Annotated in this window: 14 protein-coding genes; 10 read left to right on the top strand and 4 right to left on the bottom strand. The window is 66.2% G+C overall.

The features are described 5' to 3' along the window. Positions 1–247 precede the first annotated feature (247 nt). From ACQR1B_RS11160 to ACQR1B_RS11150, 3 genes are read left to right on the top strand one after another with little or no spacing between them, the layout of a single operon-like run. On the top strand, positions 248–928 hold the full coding sequence (locus ACQR1B_RS11160; RefSeq protein WP_434831200.1) for a winged helix-turn-helix domain-containing protein: 681 nt from the start codon (positions 248–250) through the stop codon (positions 926–928). Beyond that, entirely contained in the window at positions 912–2,372 is a 1,461-nt protein-coding gene (locus ACQR1B_RS11155) for an ATP-binding protein (RefSeq protein ID WP_434830885.1), read from the top strand. The genes ACQR1B_RS11160 and ACQR1B_RS11155 overlap by 17 nt, the downstream gene beginning before the upstream one ends. Continuing rightward, positions 2,369–5,329, top strand: a complete 2,961-nt coding sequence (locus ACQR1B_RS11150; RefSeq protein ID WP_434830886.1) for a bifunctional [glutamine synthetase] adenylyltransferase/[glutamine synthetase]-adenylyl-L-tyrosine phosphorylase — start codon at positions 2,369–2,371, stop codon at positions 5,327–5,329. The genes ACQR1B_RS11155 and ACQR1B_RS11150 overlap by 4 nt, the downstream gene beginning before the upstream one ends. A gap of 545 nt (positions 5,330–5,874) precedes the next feature. Here ACQR1B_RS11150 and ACQR1B_RS11145 read toward each other — a convergent pair. Continuing rightward, the gene (locus tag ACQR1B_RS11145; protein ID WP_434830887.1) at positions 5,875–6,249 is read right to left on the bottom strand and encodes a hypothetical protein; all 375 of its coding nucleotides are present in this window, start codon (positions 6,247–6,249) and stop codon (positions 5,875–5,877) included. Between the two features lie 122 nt (positions 6,250–6,371). Between ACQR1B_RS11145 and ACQR1B_RS11140 the strand changes: the two genes are divergently transcribed. The 3 genes from ACQR1B_RS11140 (at position 6,372) to ACQR1B_RS11130 (ending at position 10,345) form a co-directional block, all read left to right on the top strand. Beyond that, entirely contained in the window at positions 6,372–7,079 is a 708-nt protein-coding gene (locus ACQR1B_RS11140) for a hypothetical protein (protein WP_434830888.1), read from the top strand. 518 nt (positions 7,080–7,597) lie between these two features. Continuing rightward, positions 7,598–8,941, top strand: coding sequence for a carbohydrate porin (locus tag ACQR1B_RS11135; protein ID WP_434830889.1), 1,344 nt, complete (start codon positions 7,598–7,600; stop codon positions 8,939–8,941). Positions 8,942–9,145: 204 nt separating this feature from the next. Beyond that, entirely contained in the window at positions 9,146–10,345 is a 1,200-nt protein-coding gene (locus tag ACQR1B_RS11130) for an adenylate/guanylate cyclase domain-containing protein (RefSeq protein ID WP_434830890.1), read from the top strand. Between the two features lie 186 nt (positions 10,346–10,531). Here ACQR1B_RS11130 and ACQR1B_RS11125 read toward each other — a convergent pair whose 3' ends face one another. Continuing rightward, positions 10,532–10,819: a DUF3303 domain-containing protein gene (locus ACQR1B_RS11125; RefSeq protein WP_434830891.1), complete on the bottom strand. Its 288-nt coding sequence runs from the start codon at positions 10,817–10,819 to the stop codon at positions 10,532–10,534. A 192-nt stretch (positions 10,820–11,011) separates the two neighbouring features. Here ACQR1B_RS11125 and ACQR1B_RS11120 point away from each other — a divergent pair, with 192 nt between their 5' ends. Then, positions 11,012–11,920 carry an amino acid ABC transporter substrate-binding protein gene (locus ACQR1B_RS11120; RefSeq protein ID WP_434830892.1) on the top strand — a complete coding sequence of 303 codons (909 nt, stop codon included), beginning with the start codon at positions 11,012–11,014 and terminating at the stop codon, positions 11,918–11,920. 510 nt (positions 11,921–12,430) lie between these two features. Here the strand turns inward: ACQR1B_RS11120 and ilvD are convergent. Then, the gene (gene ilvD, locus ACQR1B_RS11115; RefSeq protein WP_434830893.1) at positions 12,431–14,269 is read right to left on the bottom strand and encodes a dihydroxy-acid dehydratase; all 1,839 of its coding nucleotides are present in this window, start codon (positions 14,267–14,269) and stop codon (positions 12,431–12,433) included. A 337-nt stretch (positions 14,270–14,606) separates the two neighbouring features. On the opposite strand from ilvD, the gene ACQR1B_RS11110 reads away from it, so the two are divergent. Both ACQR1B_RS11110 and ACQR1B_RS11105 read left to right on the top strand, forming a co-directional pair. Beyond that, entirely contained in the window at positions 14,607–14,972 is a 366-nt protein-coding gene (locus ACQR1B_RS11110) for a copper resistance CopC family protein (protein ID WP_434830894.1), read from the top strand. A gap of 16 nt (positions 14,973–14,988) precedes the next feature. Next, complete coding sequence (locus ACQR1B_RS11105) at positions 14,989–16,647, top strand: copper resistance D family protein (RefSeq protein WP_434830895.1); 1,659 nt, start codon at positions 14,989–14,991, stop codon at positions 16,645–16,647. Between the two features lie 6 nt (positions 16,648–16,653). Here ACQR1B_RS11105 and ACQR1B_RS11100 read toward each other — a convergent pair whose 3' ends face one another. Beyond that, positions 16,654–17,313, bottom strand: a complete 660-nt coding sequence (locus ACQR1B_RS11100; RefSeq protein ID WP_434830896.1) for a helix-turn-helix domain-containing protein — start codon at positions 17,311–17,313, stop codon at positions 16,654–16,656. 164 nt (positions 17,314–17,477) lie between these two features. On the opposite strand from ACQR1B_RS11100, the gene ACQR1B_RS11095 reads away from it, so the two are divergent. Then, positions 17,478–18,236: an ABC transporter substrate-binding protein gene (locus ACQR1B_RS11095; protein WP_434830897.1), complete on the top strand. Its 759-nt coding sequence runs from the start codon at positions 17,478–17,480 to the stop codon at positions 18,234–18,236. Positions 18,237–18,242 lie beyond the last annotated feature (6 nt).

The following is an 18,242-nucleotide window of genomic DNA, read 5'->3' as shown; positions in this document are numbered from 1 at the left end:
GATGGGGGATCGCCGGCCTGTGCCCCCGCGTCGGCGATTCTCCTTGGGGGCGGGCGCAAGTCCCGCTCCCTTCGCACCTTCCGTTGGAACAATGCCCCCCTCCGTCGGAAGGAACTCGGGCGGTGAAGTCCCCCAGCTTCACCGCCCACTCTCCTGTCTGTGACCCCCCGGGTGCGGGCCGCCTTGCACGGAAACCGCGGCCGGGCCATGTAGATGGACACCAACCGTGACCGTCCCCGTTTCCGCAATGCGCCTCTTGATCATCGAAGACGACCGCGAGTCCGCCGACTATCTGGTCAAGGCGTTCCGCGAGGTCGGACACGTCGCCGACCTCGCCAGTGACGGCGAGGAGGGCCTCGCCATGGCCGAGAGCGGCGATTACGACGTGCTGGTGGTCGACCGCATGCTGCCCAAGCGCGACGGCCTGTCGCTGATCGGAACCTTGCGCGACAATGGCAACCGGACCCCGGTTCTGATTCTATCCGCGCTCGGCCAGGTCGACGACCGCATCAAGGGCCTGCGCGCCGGCGGTGACGATTATCTGCCGAAGCCCTATGCCTTCGCCGAACTGCTCGCCCGCGTCGAGGTGCTGTCGCGCCGACATGGCGGGCCGGCGGAGGAGACGACCTACAAGGTCGGCGATCTCGAACTCGACCGGCTGTCGCACCGTGTCGCCCGCGGCAAGGACGAGCTCACCCTGCAGCCGCGCGAGTTTCGGCTGCTCGAATATCTGATGAAGCATGCGGGGCAGGTGGTGACGCGCACCATGCTGCTGGAGAACGTCTGGGACTATCATTTCGATCCGCAGACCAACGTCATCGACGTCCACATCTCGCGGCTGCGCTCCAAGATCGACAAGGGTTTCGAGCGCCCGCTGCTCCACACCATCCGCGGCGCGGGGTACATGATCCGTGACGGCCTTCGGTAAGCTGATCCGCACCACGGCGTTCCGGCTGACGCTGGTCTATCTGCTGCTGTTCGCCTTGTTCGCGGCCTCGCTGCTCGGCTATTTCGCCTGGAACACCCGCCGCCTCATCACCGAGCAGATCTCGACCACGGTCAGCGCCGAGATCGGCGAACTGACCGACATCTACACCCGCGGCGGCCTGCGCTGGATCGTCGGCACGATCCAGAGCCGCGCGTTGCGCCCCGGCGCCAACCTCTATCTGCTCACCACGCCCACCGGACAACAGGTCGCCGGCAATGTCGACGCGCTGGCACCGGGCGTGATGGGCTCGTCCGGCTGGTCGGAGACGTTTTATCGCCGGCTCGATGATTCCAGCGATCAGAACCATCGTGCGCTGGTCTATGTCACGCAGCTGTCGAGCGGTTTCCGGCTTTTGATCGGCCGCGACCTCGAAGAGCGCCGCCGGCTGTTCGGCATCGTCGCCAAGGCGGCGCAGTGGTCGGTGCTGGTGGTCGTCGTGCTCGGCATCGGCGGCGGCATCTTCGTCGCGCGGCGCGTGCTGGTCCGGATCGATGCGATGACCGGCACCACGCGCCGGATCATGGACGGCGATCTCTCCGGGCGTCTTCCGGTCGGCCGCAGCGGCGACGAGCTCGATCGTCTCGCGGAAAACCTGAACGCGATGCTGGAGCGCATCGAGGCGCTGATGACCGGCCTCAAGGAGGTCTCCGACAACATCGCGCACGATCTCAAGACGCCGCTGACGCGGCTGCGCAACCGCGCCGAGGAGGCGCTGGCGAAGTCGCGCTCCGAGGACGAGTACCGCGCGGCGCTGGAACGCACGATCGAGGAATCCGATGGCTTGATCCGCACCTTCAATGCGCTGCTGATGATCGCGCGGGCGGAGTCGGGGCAGGCGCGCGGCGACATGGTCGAGTTCGACGTCGCCGAGGTCGCCGGCGGCATCCATGAGCTGTATGAGCCGCTCGCCGAAGACGACGGGATGAGCTTGCGCGTCAAGGCGGCCGCCGCGCCGGTGCACGGCAATCGCGAGCTGATCAGCCAGGCGCTCGCCAACCTCGTCGAGAACGCGATCAAATACGGCAAGCCGGCGGCGCTGCCGCTCGATTCGGGGGCGGGGGCAAGCCGCCGCGAGATCCTGATCGAAGCGCGGCGCGAGGGCGGGCAGGTTCTGCTCAGCGTCACCGACCGCGGCGAGGGCATCCCCGAGGCGGAGCGCAAGCACGCCGTCGAGCGCTTCGTGCGGCTCGAGGCGTCCCGCACCTTGCCCGGTTCCGGCCTCGGCCTCAGCCTCGCCTCGGCGGTGGCGACGTTGCATGGCGGAGAGCTCAGGCTGGGCGATGCCAGGCCCGGGCTCATCGCTACGCTGGTGCTGCCGGCCGCGGCGGGCCAGTCTTCGAAGCTTGCGGCGCCGACACAGGATGTGCCACAGAAGGCCGCATGACCTCCTCCGCGCCGGGAAACGCGGACGGGCAGAGCGGTCTGGCCGGATGTTTCGTTGCCGGCCCGCATGTCCGTGCGCCCGACAAAGCCGAACATCGCCTCAACGATTGGCTCGCCGAGCTCGAGCCAGCCCTGGCCGCATCGCTCCGCGCGCTGCTCGCCGACGGCTGGGCGCGGACCATCGTTTTGGGCATCGCCGAGTGCTCGCCCTATCTGTTCGACCTCGTCCGCGCCGACGGCCACCGCCTCGACCGCCTGCTGCGCTGCGCGCCGCAGGCGCATCTGGCCGAGCTGATCGCGCGCACCGGCCGCGAGGTGTTCGCCGCGGCTAGCGAAGCCGAGGTGATGAGCCTGCTGCGGCGGCTGAAATCCGAGGCGGCGCTCTTGATCGCGCTGTGCGACATCGGCGGCGTCTGGCCGGTGATGCAGGTGACGGCGGCGCTGACCGACGTCGCGGTGTCCTCGGTGCAGATGGCGCTGCGGCATCTGCTGCGGCAGGAGGCCGCGCGCGGCCGGTTGGCGCCGGCCGATGCCGACGATCCGGAGCAGGGCTGCGGGCTGTTCGTGCTCGCGATGGGCAAGATGGGCGCGGGCGAGCTGAACTACTCCAGCGACATCGACCTCATCGTGTTCTTCGATCCCGACGCCAATTCGCTGGCGCGCGACATCGAGCCGCAGCCGTTCTTCGTGCGCGTCACCCAGGCGCTGGCACGGCTGCTGCAGAGCCGCACCGCCGACGGCTACGTGTTCCGCGTCGACCTGCGGCTGCGGCCCGATCCGGCCTCGACGCAGGTCGCGATGTCGACCGAGGCGGCGCTGCACTACTACGAGCGCGAGGGCCGCACCTGGGAACGGGCCGCGATGATCAAGGCTCGCATCTGTGCCGGTGACGTCGCCGCGGGCGAGGCGATGCTGGCCGATCTGTCCCCCTTCGTCTGGCGCAAGCATCTCGACTTCCAGGCGCTGACCGACGTCCACGACATGAAGCGGCAGATGCAGGTCTATCGTGGCCACAGCGAGATCGCGGTCGAGGGCCACAACGTCAAGGTCGGCCGCGGCGGCATCCGCGAGATCGAGTTCTTCGCCCAGACCCAGCAGCTGATCGCCGGCGGCCGCCATCCGGAGCTGCGCGTGCGGCCGACCCTGCAGGCGCTCGACGTGCTGACTGCCAGCAGCTGGATTACGGCGCAGGCGCGCGACGAGCTCGGCGTAGCCTATCAATTCCTGCGCCGGGTCGAGCACCGGCTGCAGATGATGGCCGACGAGCAGATCCACAGCTTGCCGGACGACGCGGAGGGTGTCGGGCGCTTCGCGTGCTTCTTCGGCTATGGGAGCCGCGAGGGCTTTGCGGCCGATCTGCTGTTCCACCTCAACGTCGTGCAGGGCCACTATGCCCGGCTGTTCGAGGGCGATCCCACGGGGACCGTCAGCCTGCCTGCGGTGAACTACGGCGCCGGCCCCGATGAGCCGCGGCTGATGGAACATCTCATGGCGCTCGGCTTTCGCGATCCGCTGATGGTCGCGAAGACGCTGCAGCAATGGCTCGCGGGCGAGTACCGCGTGTTCCGCACCGACACGACGCGCACCGCCTTCAACGACTTCCTGCCGGCGCTGATCGTCGGGCTCGCACAGGCCGACGAGCCGGATCGCGCCGTCGTCGCCTTCGACCGCTTCCTGCAGGCGCTGCAGCTCGGCGGCCGGCTGATCACGCTGCTCGGGCAGAACCGCGATCTCGTGGCGCTGGTGGCGCTCGTGCTCGGCGCAGCGCCTCGGCTCGGCGACATGCTGGCGCGGCAGCCGCGGCTGATGGACGGCCTGATCGACCCGCGCTTCTTCGGCGCCATCCCGGACCGGCGCGAGCTGTCGCAGCGCCTCGCCGCGACGCTCGCGGACGCCGGCACCTATGAGGAATTCCTCGACCGTCTGCGGATGTTCGGCCAGGAGAGCCTGTTCCTGATCGGCACGCGCATCCTCTCCGGCACCGTGTCGGCGCAGCAGGCCGCGACCGCCTTTGCCGACGTCGCCGAGGGCATCGTGCACACCGTGCACGACCTCGTCACCGAGCGCTTCGTCGCCCAGCACGGCCGCATCAAGGGCCAGGAGACCGCGATCATCGCGATGGGCCGGCTCGGCGCCCGCGAGATGACGGCGTCGTCCGATCTCGACCTGATCCTGCTGTATGATTTCGATGCCGACGATCCCGATTCCGATGGCGAGCGCTCGCTGCAGGGCGCGCATTATTTCGCCCGCTTCACGCAGCGGCTGATCTCGGCCTTCACCTCGCGCACCAACTACGGCGTGCTCTACGACATCGACATGCGGCTGCGTCCGTCGGGCCGCGCCGGCCCGCTTGCCTCGCACATCGATTCCTTTGCGCATTACCAGGAGCAGGAGGCCTGGACCTGGGAGCACATGGCGTTGACGCGGGCGCGGGTGATCTCGGCCTCGCCGTCGTTCCGCGCGCGCATCGAGGCGATCATCCAGGCCGCGCTGCGGCGTGCCCGCGATGCGACTGCGATCGCCCGTGACGTCGCCGACATGCGCCGCGCGATCGCCGCCGAGAAGGGCGAGGCGGATCTGTGGGACCTCAAGCATGCCGCCGGCGGCATGGTCGACATCGATTTCATCGCGCAATATCTGCAGCTCGTGCATGCCGCGACCAGTCCGGAGATTCTCGACGTCAGCTCGCTCGCGGTGCTCGACAATGCCGAGCGGCTCGGCGTGCTGCCGCGGGCCGAAGCCGTGATCCTGCGCCAGGCCGCGCGGCTCTATCACGACCTCACGCAGATCCTGCGGCTGTGCGTCAGCGACAAGTTCAAGCCCGACCAGGCCGGCGACGATCTGCTGAGGGTGATGGCGCGCGCCGGCGATGCGCCGGACTTCTCGGCGCTGGAAGCGCGCGTGCGCGAGACGCAGAGCGAGGTGCGCCGCGTGTTCACGGCGCTGCTCGAACCGTGAGCGCTGGTTCGACGGCGAGAGCGGCATCACGGCGCATGGCTGCACGAACTCGGACTCCGTCGTTCTTCAACCGGTCAAACCGCAGGGCGCGCGATGGCGCCTCCGCGGCGCGGTCGTGCCCGGGACATGCGGCAGGTGTTCGCCCTCGAAAGATGATGAGGGCGCAGGGAATGCCGGGTGAAGGCCTCACCCATGGCCCGCCTGCTGAAAAAATGCAGGCGGCAGGTACCACAGGCAAAGCCGATCAACCGGCATTCCCTGCGCGGAGGTTTTAACGCTTATACGCGATCTCCTCGGTGCACCGGCTTGTTGGCCACCGTTCGCGACAATGCGCTCAACGCGCCTTGCGCTGGACACCAGCTTCGGGGTGTCAGGACCACGCGACTTCACGTCCGCGAGCGCATCATTCGTCCGCACCGAAAGGCGCGCTGATGCCCTCACGTCCACCGCATTGCCGGCCCAACGTGTCGTGACGACGCGTACGCCCCTCATCCGGACCGGAACGCGGAGAGAATAGACATGATTTGCTGATTTTCGGAAGCGATTTATTTTTGCGCGCGGCTCTTGATATGGGCGATGGTGTTGAAGTCGCGGATGAAATGCGCCGTTAGCCGCGCGGCGATCCGGGGGCAATGGAGATCAATTTCGTTGCGCACATGGTAGGGCCGCTGCTCGTCGAGACTGGGCAAGAATTCATGAGCGACCCAACTCCGGAGAACACTCTTTCTCGGAGGCGGACAGAGTTGGCGCAGATCTCTGACCAGACTGAGACCGCGTTCGCTGTTGATCAAGCGGAGCCATATGCATCCTGAACGGTGCGCACCTTTGAGTTGCTCGCGGAGTGTCCTGCTATCGGTCAGTCCGTCGAGGAGTTTCGTCGCGGGCTGCATCAGTTTCGTTTTCGGGCGCAGGTCATCCACGATATAGTGTCGATCGACATGGTCGAGATCCGAGGGGGGGGCACCATGCGCGTTGGATCAGGCCAAGCCTGTTCGACTGATGCACTGGTTGTAGGCGACCGCTCAGAGACATGGAGAGCACAGTGACGGAGCAGAGAATCGGGGCGGCTGGAAACACTGAAGTGCCGGCCTATCTGACCCTCATCAAGCTCGGATACGAGGTCGATCGTCGTATCCCGGGCAATGACGAACTGTGGATCGCGAAGCAGGGACAGCTCCATCTCGTCGGTGACAGCCCCTGCAACTGCTCGGCCTCGCGCTGTTGTATCGCGAGCGGGGTCCCGATTGGTATGCGGCCGACGATGAGATTGAAGCGTTCCTTGCTCGTTTCAGTTCCTGATTGCATGTCGGAACGCCGCAGCTCTCTCATGAAAATCGTCTTCGAGTCCGACACGCTTCATCAGAGCCAGATGGGGTCGATCACGGCCGTCGTCTATTTCGACTTCGGCAATGGCCTGAAATTTCCGGCCGAAGGCTGGAATGATTTCGTCGCGGTGATCGCGAGTTGGTGGACTCGGGCATTCGAGAAAATCGTCACGCAGCATGACACGGAGAAATTCTTCTTCATGGATGGTCCATATTGGATCAGTGCCGTGCCGCAGGGGAAAGATCTTCGACTGATCTGTGTCGAGGATCGCCGTGGGCGAGGGCTGTCTTGCGAGGTGGTGACGGGCATGGATGACATGAGACGCGAGTTGGCTGCGTTGGCGCGACGTGTCTCGGAGGCCTGCCTGAAAGCCGGAATCGACTCGCCCGATCTGAACGCTTTGCGAAGCACGCTGCCCCGCTGAGCGGTGTTTATGCTCAGGGAGCGGTCCGTCTGGCCTAGACGTTAGCCATCATCCCGCCGGCAAGGCTGGCCCATCGTGCTTCTGACGATTCGGAGACCTACAGCTCCATGCGGCGCCTTCTCTGATGAGTCGATGACGAGCGCGGATCAGGCAACGGCACCGCGCGATCGGCGATGGAAGGGCGGCGCTCGATTTGGCGAGGCTTGGGGGACATTTGCTCGCTCTTGGATTGTCACCTCCGCAGCCGCCCCTTGGACGACCGCAATCTCATATTCCGCGACGCAGTATGTGACCCTGATGTCACAGTTACTGATATACCGACTCATCAATACAGTATGACTATTCAAGGGCATCTCAGCGCTTGCTAAGGTTCCCCTCCAATCTCAGGTTGACGAATTCGCTCCTTGAATGAGCGGCGGCCGGGATTGTGCCGAGGGGAAGCGCGCCGGGACGAGGCTTTGGGCCGGTCGCGTCAGAAAAACAGCCAGAGCCTGGGGACGCTGCGAGGAGCAGGAAAAATGAGTGGTTTTGCGACGACCGCGCGGATGTGCGGCGTAGGGGTTGCGTTGTCTTGTATGCTGGGGAGCGGGGCTGTTGCTGCAGATATGCCGACCAAGGCTCCGATTCCCTATGTCGGGGTCGATGATTTCTGGACGCGGCCGTATCTGTTCGGCGATCTCGGCCGGACCAGATTGAAGGAGCAGGGCATCTCGCTCGCGCTCACGCTCGGCGACGAAGCCGTCACCAATCTGTCGGGCGGCTCCCGCAACACCTCGGCCAATGCCGGACAATTGTGGTTCGAGGCCAGGTTCGACATGGCCAAGCTCGCCGGCATCCAGGGCGGCCTGATCGGCATCACGCTGGTCGACCGCTTCGGCAAGAACCTGAACAGCGAGGCCGGCATCCCGGCGCTGCAACTGACCAACGAGGTGTTCGGCCGCGGCAACATCCTGCGCCTGACCGAATTCTACTATCAGCAGAAGCTGTTCAACGACCGCCTCGTGCTCAAGGGCGGCCGGCTGCCGGTCGGCTCCGATTTCTTCTTCGGCCAGTGCGAGTTCATCAACCTGACGTTCTGCGGCGGTCAGCCCGGCAACATCCAGGGCGGCTACATCTACAACTGGCCGGTGAGCCAGTGGGCCGGCGTGGTGCACTACAACTTCACCAAGGAGTGGAAGCTCTCGGTCGGCGTCTACGATGCCAACCCGAACTATCTGACGACGTCGGATGCGGGGGTCTATCTGGCGCCGGGCATTCCGCGGTCCAGCGCGGCGGCGGGCGTGCTGGTTCCGGTCGAAGTGGTGTGGGAGCCGAGCGGTCCGCTCAACGGCACCTGGCGCTTCGGCGGCTGGTATGACAGCGCGTCGACGATCGACGGCGGCCTGCCGGGCATCATCGGCGTCGTCGCGGGCGGGCCCGGCGTCGGGGATCAGAATCTCAGCAGCCAGCGGGGCCGCTACGGCTTCTACGAATCGATCCTGCAGCGCCTGACCGTCGATGGTCCCAAGGCGCAAGGCTGGTACACCTTCTTCAACACCAGCGTCGCCGATCATCGCACGTCGTATCAGGACTATCAGATCTCCTGGGGCGTCAAGCATACCGGCACCTTCTCGTTCCGCCCCGAGGACGAGGTCGGCTTCGCGGTCGGCACGACGCACGTGAATTCGGCGGCACTCACACCGAACGCCGGCGGCAATGAAGTGCCGTTCGAGGCCTGGTATGGCTGGCAGGCGACCGGCTGGATGAACCTCAAGTTCGACGCCCAGTACGTCATGAATCCCGGCGGGCGCGGCTTCAACGGCGCAGGCGTGAAGACCGGCAATGCGGTGGTGCTCGGCGTCCGTACCGTGGTCCACTTCTGAGCGGTCCATCAGGCAAGGGGCGGATGTGCAGCATCCGCCCCTTGCGGCATTGGGAGGGCAGCAAGACCTCCGTAGTTCCCTCGGCGCGCGTTCCTGCTCGGACCTGCCTATCCGGGCGGGGGCGCGATGCCTTGGTATCGGTTGACTCTTCTGCGCTGCGCCACGACATCTCCTGGTATTGCCGAGCCCGCCCAGGAGACCGCCATGACCGCAACCGACGTCCATCTCACCCTCGGCCAGCGCCTGGGCGACGAGGTCGTGGACTGGCTCACCAGCGGCACCCACGACGAACGCTTCATCGACGACATCTTCGCGCAGATGTGCATCCGGCTGCGGCAGGCCGGAGTGCCCGTGAAGCGGGCCTCGTTGCACGTGCGAATCAATCACCCGCAATGGCTCGGCGCGCGCATCGTGTGGAGCGACGGGATGGAGAGCTCCGAGATCAACCGCGTCGACTACGATGTCGGGTCGCGCTCCGAGTTTATCGGCAGCCCGGTGAGCGAGGTCTATGACGGGGCCGACGAGATCCGCGAGAACCTCGCGGGTGATCCGGCGCTCGGCCGGCAGCATGGCGTCTATGACGACATGCGCGCACAAGGTCTCACCGACTATGTCGCCTGGCCCATCCTGCACACGCTCGGCAAGCGACACTGCGTCACCTTTGCGACCGACCAGCGCGGCGGCTTCGCTGATACCGAGATCGCGGCGCTGAAGCGGCTGTCGCCGGTGCTGGCGCTGGTCAGCGAGATCCGCATCAAGAACCGGCTGGCGCGCACCTTGCTCGAGACCTATGTCGGCCCGCATGCCGGTGAGATGGTGTTGGCCGGTGCGACGCGGCGCGGCAGCGGCGAGACCGTGAGTGCGGCGATCATGATCTGCGATCTGCGGGACTTCACCAAGATCTCGGACAACTGGCCGCGCGACGACGTCATCGATCTGCTCAACGGCTATTTCGACGCGATGGTGGAGCCGATCACGGAGCGTGGCGGCGAGATCCTGAAGTTCATCGGCGACGGGCTGCTGGCAATCTTTCCGCTCAGCCAGCCTGACGCTTGCGCCAACCTGCTGCATGCCGTGACCGGCGCCAAGCAGGCGATGGCGGAGTTGAACGCGCGCCATGCCGAGACCGGCCGTGAGCCGCTGCGCTACGGCATCGGTATCCATGTCGGCGACGTCATGTACGGCAACATCGGCTCGCGCACGCGGCTGGACTTCACCGTGATCGGACCGGCGGTGAACATGGCCTCGCGCATGGAGGCGCTGACCAAGCAGGTCGGTCGTCCCGTGCTGATGTCTCGGGCGTTTGCCGAACTCGTCGAAGGGCCGTTCGCGCTGGAGCGCGTCGGCGAATTCCCGGTGCGCGGCTTCAGCGATCCGATCGAGCTGTTTTCGTTCGAGGAGTAGGGGAATTCGTTGTAGGTGTAGGCTGGGCAAAGGCGCGCCGCGATGTAACGTTCTCGTGCGGTTCGCTCGCGCGCCGTGCCCGCCATTGCAGCCGCAAGTCCATTGATGGACGGTCGGCACGCTGCCGCCCTGCGGGCGACTGCTTTACCCACCCCTACGCGACTGATTGGGCGCGTTCTCCCGTGCTCACGCCTCGTCCAGATACGGCGCCACCACCTCGCGCGTTTCCGCGCTCGTCACCACCGGCACGATCTCGAAGGTCATGCCGGTGTCGCGGGCGTTGGACAGGATCCATTGCTGCAGCAGACGGGCGTCGTCACATTCCATCAACTGGAAGCAGCGGTCGAAGTTCGGCTCGATCCAGCTGCCGAGATATTTCAGGCCGTCGGGAAATGTGATGCCGGGATCGCGGACGCGGCGGTAGACCGGAATCGGGTCGCGGTCCTTGAAACGCTCGATCACCATGAACAGCATGTGCGCCTCCGTCGTGCCTTGCGGGCATTGTGCGGCGGATCGGGGCGGGCCGCCAGCCCGCCTGCAGATGTTTGAACGACGGAGCGGACGCCCAAACGACGGCCTCCGCAAGGCTGCTCGGGCAAGCCGGCCCGCTTCCTGGCGCAGTCCTTGCTTTGGTTAGGCAACTCGCACTCCTGCTGAGGAAGATCCATGAAGTACGCACGTCTCGTCGCGGTCGCACTGGTTGCAACAATGCTGGCGGCACCCGCGTTCGCCGAAGAACTGACCGGCACTCTGCAGAAGATCAGGGAGACCGGCGCCATCACGGTCGGCTACCGCGAGACCTCGCTCCCGTTCTCCTATATCGACGACAACCAGAAGCCGCTCGGCTTCGCACTCGACATCTGCAGCAAGGTCGTCGACGAGATCAAGGCGACGCTCAAGCTCGACAAACTCGAGGTGAAGCTGATGCCGGTGTCGTCGGCCACGCGCATTCCGCTGATGACCAACGGCACCATCGACCTCGAATGCGCCTCGACCACCAACAATATCGAGCGGCAGCGGCTGGTGTCGTTCTCCCACACCTACTTCCTCACCGCCAGCCGCTTCGTCGCCAAGGCCGCGAGCGGGCTCAAGACCATCGACGATCTCAAGGGCAGGACGGTGGCCTCGACCTCGGGCACCACCAACATCAAGCAGCTCTACGAGGCCAACACCGCCCGCCAGCTCGGCCTCAACGTCGTCGCCGCCAAGGACAACGCCGAGGGCTTCCTGATGGTCGAGAACGGCCGCGCCGACGCCTATGTGATGGACGACATCCTGCTCGCAGGTCTCGTCGCAAGCGCCAAGACGCCGTCGGACTTCGCGATCTCGCCCGACCAGTTCTCGTTGCCCGAGCCCTACGGCATCATGCTGCGCAAGGATGATCCCGCCTTCAAGGCCGTCGTCGACCGCGCCACGACGAAGCTCTACACGAGCCCCGAGATCGCGACGCTGTACGCAAAATGGTTCATGAGCCCGGTGCCGCCCAAGGGCGTCAACTTCAACTTCCCGATGACGCCGGTGCTGCAGAAGGCGTTTGCGCATCCAAATGATAGCGGGGATCCGAAGGCGTATTGATGGGCGAAATCTCTCGTCTGGGTTCCGTCTTCACCCTCACCCTGAGGAGCCCGCCGGAGGCGGGCGTCTCGAAGGGCGAGGCCCCGACTGTGCGGCCTCATGGTTCGAGACGCGCCGCGAACGATGACCTTGCTTGGCCATTGGCCTGATTGGCGCGGCGCTCCTCACCATGAGGTTCTGGCACCCAAGGCGGTCCTGCATACCGACCATGAACGCGCCAAGAGGCGTGTTCATGGAGAGGGGCACGTTCCGGGGGCGGCGCTGCAGGTTGGGCATCAGCCGCGTGCTCATGGCGAGGGGCGGGCACTCGCGACGCGCAACTCCTATGGTTAGTTGACCGTCATGCCCGGGCTCGTCCCGGGCATCCACGTCGTGCTCAGCGCGCCGAAGAACGTGGATGGCCGGGACAAGCCCGGCCATGACGAAGTTGAGATAGCGAGAGCAAAACTCCGTTCGTCACATGCGCTTGCTATCTCGCAGATCGGAAGAGGCCGTCATCTCCTGCATGAACTACTTCACGATGCGCACGGCGCCCTTGGCGGCGCTGGACGCGAACGCGGCGTAGGCCCTGAGTGCGGTCGAGACCTTGCGGGCGCGCTTCGCGGGCTTCCAGGCCTGATCCCCCTTCGTCTCCATCGCCGTGCGGCGCTTCGCGAGCTCTGCGTCCGACACCGCGAGATGGATGCTGCGGTTGGGGATGTCGATCTCGATGCGGTCGCCGTCCTGCACGAGGCCGATCAGGCCGCCCTCGGCCGCTTCCGGCGAGACGTGGCCGATCGACAGCCCCGACGTGCCGCCGGAGAAGCGGCCGTCGGTGATCAGTGCGCACGCCTTGCCGAGGCCCTTCGACTTCAGATAGCTGGTCGGATACAGCATTTCCTGCATGCCCGGGCCGCCGCGCGGACCTTCATAGATGATGACGACGACGTCGCCCGACTTGATCTTGTTGGTGAGGATCGCCTCGACCGCGGCGTCCTGGCTCTCCATGACGCGCGCAGGACCCGAGAACTTCAGGATCGAGGCGTCGACGCCCGCGGTCTTCACGATGCAGCCATCGAGCGCGATGTTACCGGTCAGCACGGCGAGGCCGCCGTCCTTGGAGTAGGCGTGGGCGAGATCGCGGATGCAGCCTTTTTCGCGATCGAGATCGAGCTCCTCGTAGCGGCGGTCCTGACTGAAGGCTGTCTGCGTCGGCACGCCGCCGGGCGCGGCCATGTAGAAGTTCTTGACGCTGTCGCTCGCCGTGCGGCGGATGTCCCAGCGCTCCAGCGCCGCCGCCAGCGACGTCGAATGCACGCTCGGCAATTCCGTGTGAAGCAGGCCGGCGCGGGCGAGCTCGCCCAAGATGCCCATCACGCCGCCGGCGCGATGCACGTCCTCCATGTGCACGTCGGCCACGGCGGGCGCGACCTTGCACAGGCAGGGGACCTTGCGCGAGAGGCGATCGATGTCGGTCATCGTGAACGGGACCTCGCCCTCATGCGCGGCGGCGAGCAGATGCAGCACGGTGTTGGTCGAGCCGCCCATCGCGATGTCCATGCTCATCGCGTTCTCGAATGCCTTGAAGTTGGCGACGTTGCGCGGCAGCACGGAGGCGTCGTCCTGCTCGTAATAGCGGCGGGCGAGATCGACGATCAGATGACCGGCCTCGACGAACAGGCCGCGGCGGTCGGCGTGGGTCGCGAGCACCGAGCCGTTGCCGGGCAGCGACAGGCCGAGAGCCTCGGTGAGGCAGTTCATCGAGTTGGCGGTGAACATGCCCGAGCATGAGCCGCAGGTCGGGCAGGCCGAACGCTCCATCACCTCGACGTCGGCGTCCGAGACCTTGTCATCGGCCGCGGTCACCATGGCGTCGATCAAATCGACCTTGCGCAGCTTGCCGGCGATGTTGACCTTGCCGGCCTCCATCGGTCCGCCCGAGACGAGCACGGCCGGAATGTTGAGCCGCATCGCGGCCATCAGCATGCCCGGGGTGATCTTGTCGCAGTTGGAGATGCAGACCATGGCGTCGGCGCAATGCGCGTTGACCATGTATTCGGTGCTGTCGGCGATCAGCTCGCGCGACGGCAGGCTGTAGAGCATGCCGTCATGGCCCATCGCGATGCCGTCGTCGACTGCGATGGTGTTGAACTCCTTGGCGACGCCGCCGGCCTTCTCGATCTCGCGCGCCACCAGCTGGCCGAGATCCTTCAGATGCACATGGCCGGGTACGAACTGGGTGAAGGAGTTGACGACGGCGATGATCGGCTTGCCGAAATCCTCGTTGGTCATGCCGGTGGCGCGCCACAGGCCGCGGGCGCCGGCCATGTTGCGGCCATGGGTGGAGGTGCGGGAGCGATAGGCGGGCATGGCGGTTTCCTTAGGCATTCCTCGACGGACGACGTTGGCCGGCGGGCGCAGGAGACGATCCCGGCAGCGGACGGCAATGACGCGGCGAGGCATACAGCGAAGTGCTTGACGATTCGACCCTGAATTTCGCTGTTCGGGGATGCCGGGAGGGCAGGGCCGGCCAAGGAGACAGCCGCCAGGTCCGTTGCAGGCGATGCGAGGGACTCGCTCTCGGCTCAGCCGCAGGCGTCGCCTCCCGGCCGGCGCGCGGTCACGACTTTTTGGTTACTTGCGGAACACGGGAGTACCATACAATAAAACGGTGAAGTTCTCTTCCCGCCCGCCGTCGATTGATCCCATGCCGTCCGTCATCCGATTCCGCGTCCTGCCGTCCCTCACCGCGCTGCTGCTGACCGTTCCCGGTGCCGCATCGGCCCATGCCATCATCGTGTCCTCGCAGCCGGCCTCGGGTGCGACCATCGACAAGGATGCGACCGCGATCCGGTTGCGCTTCAACAGCCGTATCGATCACGCGCGCTCGCGCCTGAAGCTGCGCGCGCCCGACGGCGCGGAGCAGGCGCTGACAGCCGCCGCGGATGCGCCGGCCGACGAGATCGACGCGCAGGCGCGCCCGCTCAGCCCCGGGGTGTGGCACCTGCAATGGCAGGTGCTCAGCGTCGACGGCCACATCACCCGCGGCGACATCCCGTTCAACGTGCGATAGCTGTCGCTCCGTCGTCATGGCGCTGTTCCTCGACATCTTCGGCTATCTCTCGGTGGTATTGCGCGGGCTGACCCTGCTGGCGCAATCCTTCACCATCGGCGGGCTGGCGTTTCAGCTGCTGCTGCTGCGGCCGCTGCAGCAAAAGCTCTCCGCTGACGCGATCGTGGTCGGCAAGCGAAGCCAACGCGTCCTGCGGCGCAGCGCGCTCGGTTGGTTCGCCGCCGTGCTGGCCGCGCTCGCGGTCAACATGGCGGCGCTGACCGGGACGCTCGATCTGTCGCTGCGCGAGGCGGCCGGGGCGGATTTCGCACGCTCCGGCGTGGCGGTCGCGGCCTGCGCGCTCGGCATCGCCGCGCTCGCCCGGACCGGCACCTGGGCCAGATGGCGCGTGGTGGCGCTGATGGCGCTGGCCACCGCAGCGCTGCTGCTGCAACTCAATCTGACCCATGCGGCGAGCCGGCTCGACGTGCGCTGGCCGCTGCTGGCGGCCGACTTCCTGCACATGCTGGGGGCGGGCGTCTGGATCGGCGGTCTGCCGTATTTCCTGATGGCGCTGAACGGCTGCAACTCCGATCAAGACCAGCGGCTGATAGGACGGCGCTATTCGCTGATGTCGATGGCCTCGGTGGCTGCGATCGTGCTCGGCGGCACGGTGATGGCGATTGCCTATCTCGGCTCGTTCGCAGCGATCTACGGCACCGCCTATGGCGTGATGACCTCGGCCAAGGTCGCGATGCTCGTGATGCTGCTCGCACTCGGCGCCGGCAATTTCCTCGCCGTGGAGCGGCTGCGCCGCCGCGATGGCGCAGCACCGCTGCTGCGGATGAAACGCTTCGTCGAGGTCGAACTCGGGATCGGGCTGACGGTGCTGTTGACCGCGGGCTCGCTGACGTCGCTGCCGCCCGGCATCGATCTCAGCCAGGACCGCCTGAGCTGGCCGGAGATCGTCGAGCGCGCCGCGCCGCAATGGCCTCGCCTGACCAGCCCGTCCGTGGATCAGCTGACGATCTCGCAGCTGCAGGCGAGAATCGACGCCGCCGACGCCCAGCGTGTGACCGCGCCGCAGGCCTATGTGCCTGGCGAGGGCGTGATTCTGCCGCGCAGCGCCGCCGACATCGCCTGGTCGGAATACAACCATCATTGGGCCGGCATCTTCGTCGTGCTGATCGGCGTGCTGGCGCTGATCGAGCGCTTCTCCTGGGGACGCTTCGCGCGGCATTGGCCGCTGCTGTTCCTGGTGATGGCGGCCTTCCTGTTCCTGCGCGCCGACGAGATGGCCTGGCCGCTCGGTCCGATCGGCTTCTTTGCTTCGCTGCGCGATCCCGAAGTGGCGCAGCACCGGCTGTTCGTGGTGCTGATCATCCTGTTCGGCCTGTTCGAATGGCGGGTGCGGCTGCGCGGCCAACAGGCGGGCCGGGCCGCGCTGGTGTTTCCGCTGACGGTCGCCGCCGGCGGCGCGCTGCTGATGACGCATTCGCATGCGATCGCCAACGTCAAGGACCAGCTGCTGATCGAGATGAGCCACACGCCGCTGGCGCTTTGTGGCATCACCGCCGGCTGGGCGCGCTGGCTGGAACTGCGCATGGACGGCCGCATCAGCCGCGCCGCGGCCTGGGTCTGGCCGGTGGCGTTCGTGCTGGTCGGCCTGATCCTGCTGGACTATCGCGAGGCGTGAGCCCGCTCAGGTCACGCAGTTCACCCACAGCACGACCGCCTTGGCGTCGTCGGCCGGATTGGAGAAGCGGTGCGGCCTGCGGCTGGCGAAGCGGAAGCTGTCGCCCTCCTTGAGCGACCAGGTCTCGCTGTCCACCGTCAGCAGCATCTCGCCTTCGAGCACGAGACCGGCTTCCTCGCCGTCATGGGTGTAGAGTTCGTCGCCGGTCGAGCCGCCGGGCTCGAGATGCACCAGGAACAGATTGAGCTTGCTGTCGCCGCCGGCCGCGCTGAGCAACTGCTTGGACACGCCGGTGCGCCAGAGCTTGAGCTCCGGGCGCTGCGGCCCGCGTGTGACGACCGAGTCCGCGGCGGCATCGCCGCCCGCGCCGGATCCGAACAGTGCCGCGATGCCGACGCCGAGCACGTCGGCAAGCGTCGCGACCACGCGCAGCGACGGCGACGACAGGCCGCGCTCGACCTGGCTGAGGAAGCCGATCGACAGCGCGGTCTCGGCCGCGACGGTTTCGAGCGACAATTTCCTGAGGCGCCGCAGATCGCGGATGCGACGGCCGACCGCGACATCCACCGGCGGCTCGGCCGACTCGGCGGCCGGCCGGGACGGCGCCTTACCGTTTGCCGCAGGCTTGGATGCGCGCGGTTTGCGCAATCTCGTGCCGTCACTCACGTCAGGCCGCTTCCTTCATGTGCATGAAAACAGCTTGCATCATCCGCCAAAGTATGTCCAAATTTTCATATTGGTGAAAATAAGCTGAAACGGCGCGACCTGCAACGGCTGCCATCGCAATGGATGCCACGCGCCGGGATTGGTTTAACCAGAAGGGGGATGCGATGTCGTTGAAGCGTTTTGTCCAGGCCGCGGTGGCGGCGCTCGCGCTGGCCGCCGTCGCGCCGGCGTCGGCCCAGCAGGTGCTGAAGGTCGGCTCGACCCCGACCGGAATTCCCTTCACCTTCCTCGACACCAAGACCAACCAGATCCAGGGCGTGATGGTCGACCTGATCACCGAGGTCGGCAAGGATGCGGGCGTCGCCGTGCAGATCGAGCCGATGCAGTTCTCGGCGCTGATCCCGTCCTTGACCTCGAGCAAGATCGACATCATCGCGGCGGCGATGTTCATCACCCCGCCGCGCAAGGAGGTGGTCGATTTCTCCGACCCGATCTACACCTACGGCGAAGGCCTGATCGTGCCGAAGGCCGACACCAAGGCCTATGCCTCGCAGGAGGATCTGAAGGGCGAGGTGGTCGGCGCGCAGGTCGGCACCGCGTTCGTCGATGCGCTGAAGAAGTCCGGGCTGTTCTCCGAGGTCAAGGCCTACGACACCATTCCCGACATCCTGCGCGACGTGAACACCGGCCGCCTCAAGGCCGGTTTCGCCGACTATCCGATCCTGGCCTACAATCTCAAGCAGGGCGGATTTCCCGAGGCGCGCCTCGTTGCCAGCTACAAGCCCGTCACGGTCGGCTCGGTCGGCATCGGCGTGCGCAAGGGCGATACCGAACTGCTCGGCAAGATCAACGCCTCGCTGGCCAAGCTGAAGGCGAATGGGACCGTGGACAAGATCCTGGACAAATGGGGCCTGAAGGGTTGAGCGGGC

The organism is Bradyrhizobium oligotrophicum, from assembly GCF_051168495.1.
Taxonomy (GTDB): domain Bacteria; phylum Pseudomonadota; class Alphaproteobacteria; order Rhizobiales; family Xanthobacteraceae; genus Bradyrhizobium; species Bradyrhizobium oligotrophicum_A.
This window is presented reverse-complemented; position numbering and strand designations above follow the sequence as displayed.

What these genes read in the sequence shown, in the direction of transcription:
- ACQR1B_RS11160 (WP_434831200.1), top strand. Translation starts at nt 248, where the DNA reads ATGCGCCTCTTGATCATCGAAGACGACCGCGAGTCCGCCGACTATCTG.
- ACQR1B_RS11150 (WP_434830886.1), top strand. Translation starts at nt 2,369, where the DNA reads ATGACCTCCTCCGCGCCGGGAAACGCGGACGGGCAGAGCGGTCTGGCC.
- ACQR1B_RS11135 (WP_434830889.1), top strand. Translation starts at nt 7,598, where the DNA reads ATGAGTGGTTTTGCGACGACCGCGCGGATGTGCGGCGTAGGGGTTGCG.
- ACQR1B_RS11130 (WP_434830890.1), top strand. Translation starts at nt 9,146, where the DNA reads ATGACCGCAACCGACGTCCATCTCACCCTCGGCCAGCGCCTGGGCGAC.
- ACQR1B_RS11125 (WP_434830891.1), bottom strand. Translation starts at nt 10,819, where the DNA reads ATGCTGTTCATGGTGATCGAGCGTTTCAAGGACCGCGACCCGATTCCG.
- ACQR1B_RS11120 (WP_434830892.1), top strand. Translation starts at nt 11,012, where the DNA reads ATGAAGTACGCACGTCTCGTCGCGGTCGCACTGGTTGCAACAATGCTG.
- ilvD (WP_434830893.1), bottom strand. Translation starts at nt 14,269, where the DNA reads ATGCCCGCCTATCGCTCCCGCACCTCCACCCATGGCCGCAACATGGCC.
- ACQR1B_RS11110 (WP_434830894.1), top strand. Translation starts at nt 14,607, where the DNA reads ATGCCGTCCGTCATCCGATTCCGCGTCCTGCCGTCCCTCACCGCGCTG.
- ACQR1B_RS11105 (WP_434830895.1), top strand. Translation starts at nt 14,989, where the DNA reads ATGGCGCTGTTCCTCGACATCTTCGGCTATCTCTCGGTGGTATTGCGC.
- ACQR1B_RS11095 (WP_434830897.1), top strand. Translation starts at nt 17,478, where the DNA reads ATGTCGTTGAAGCGTTTTGTCCAGGCCGCGGTGGCGGCGCTCGCGCTG.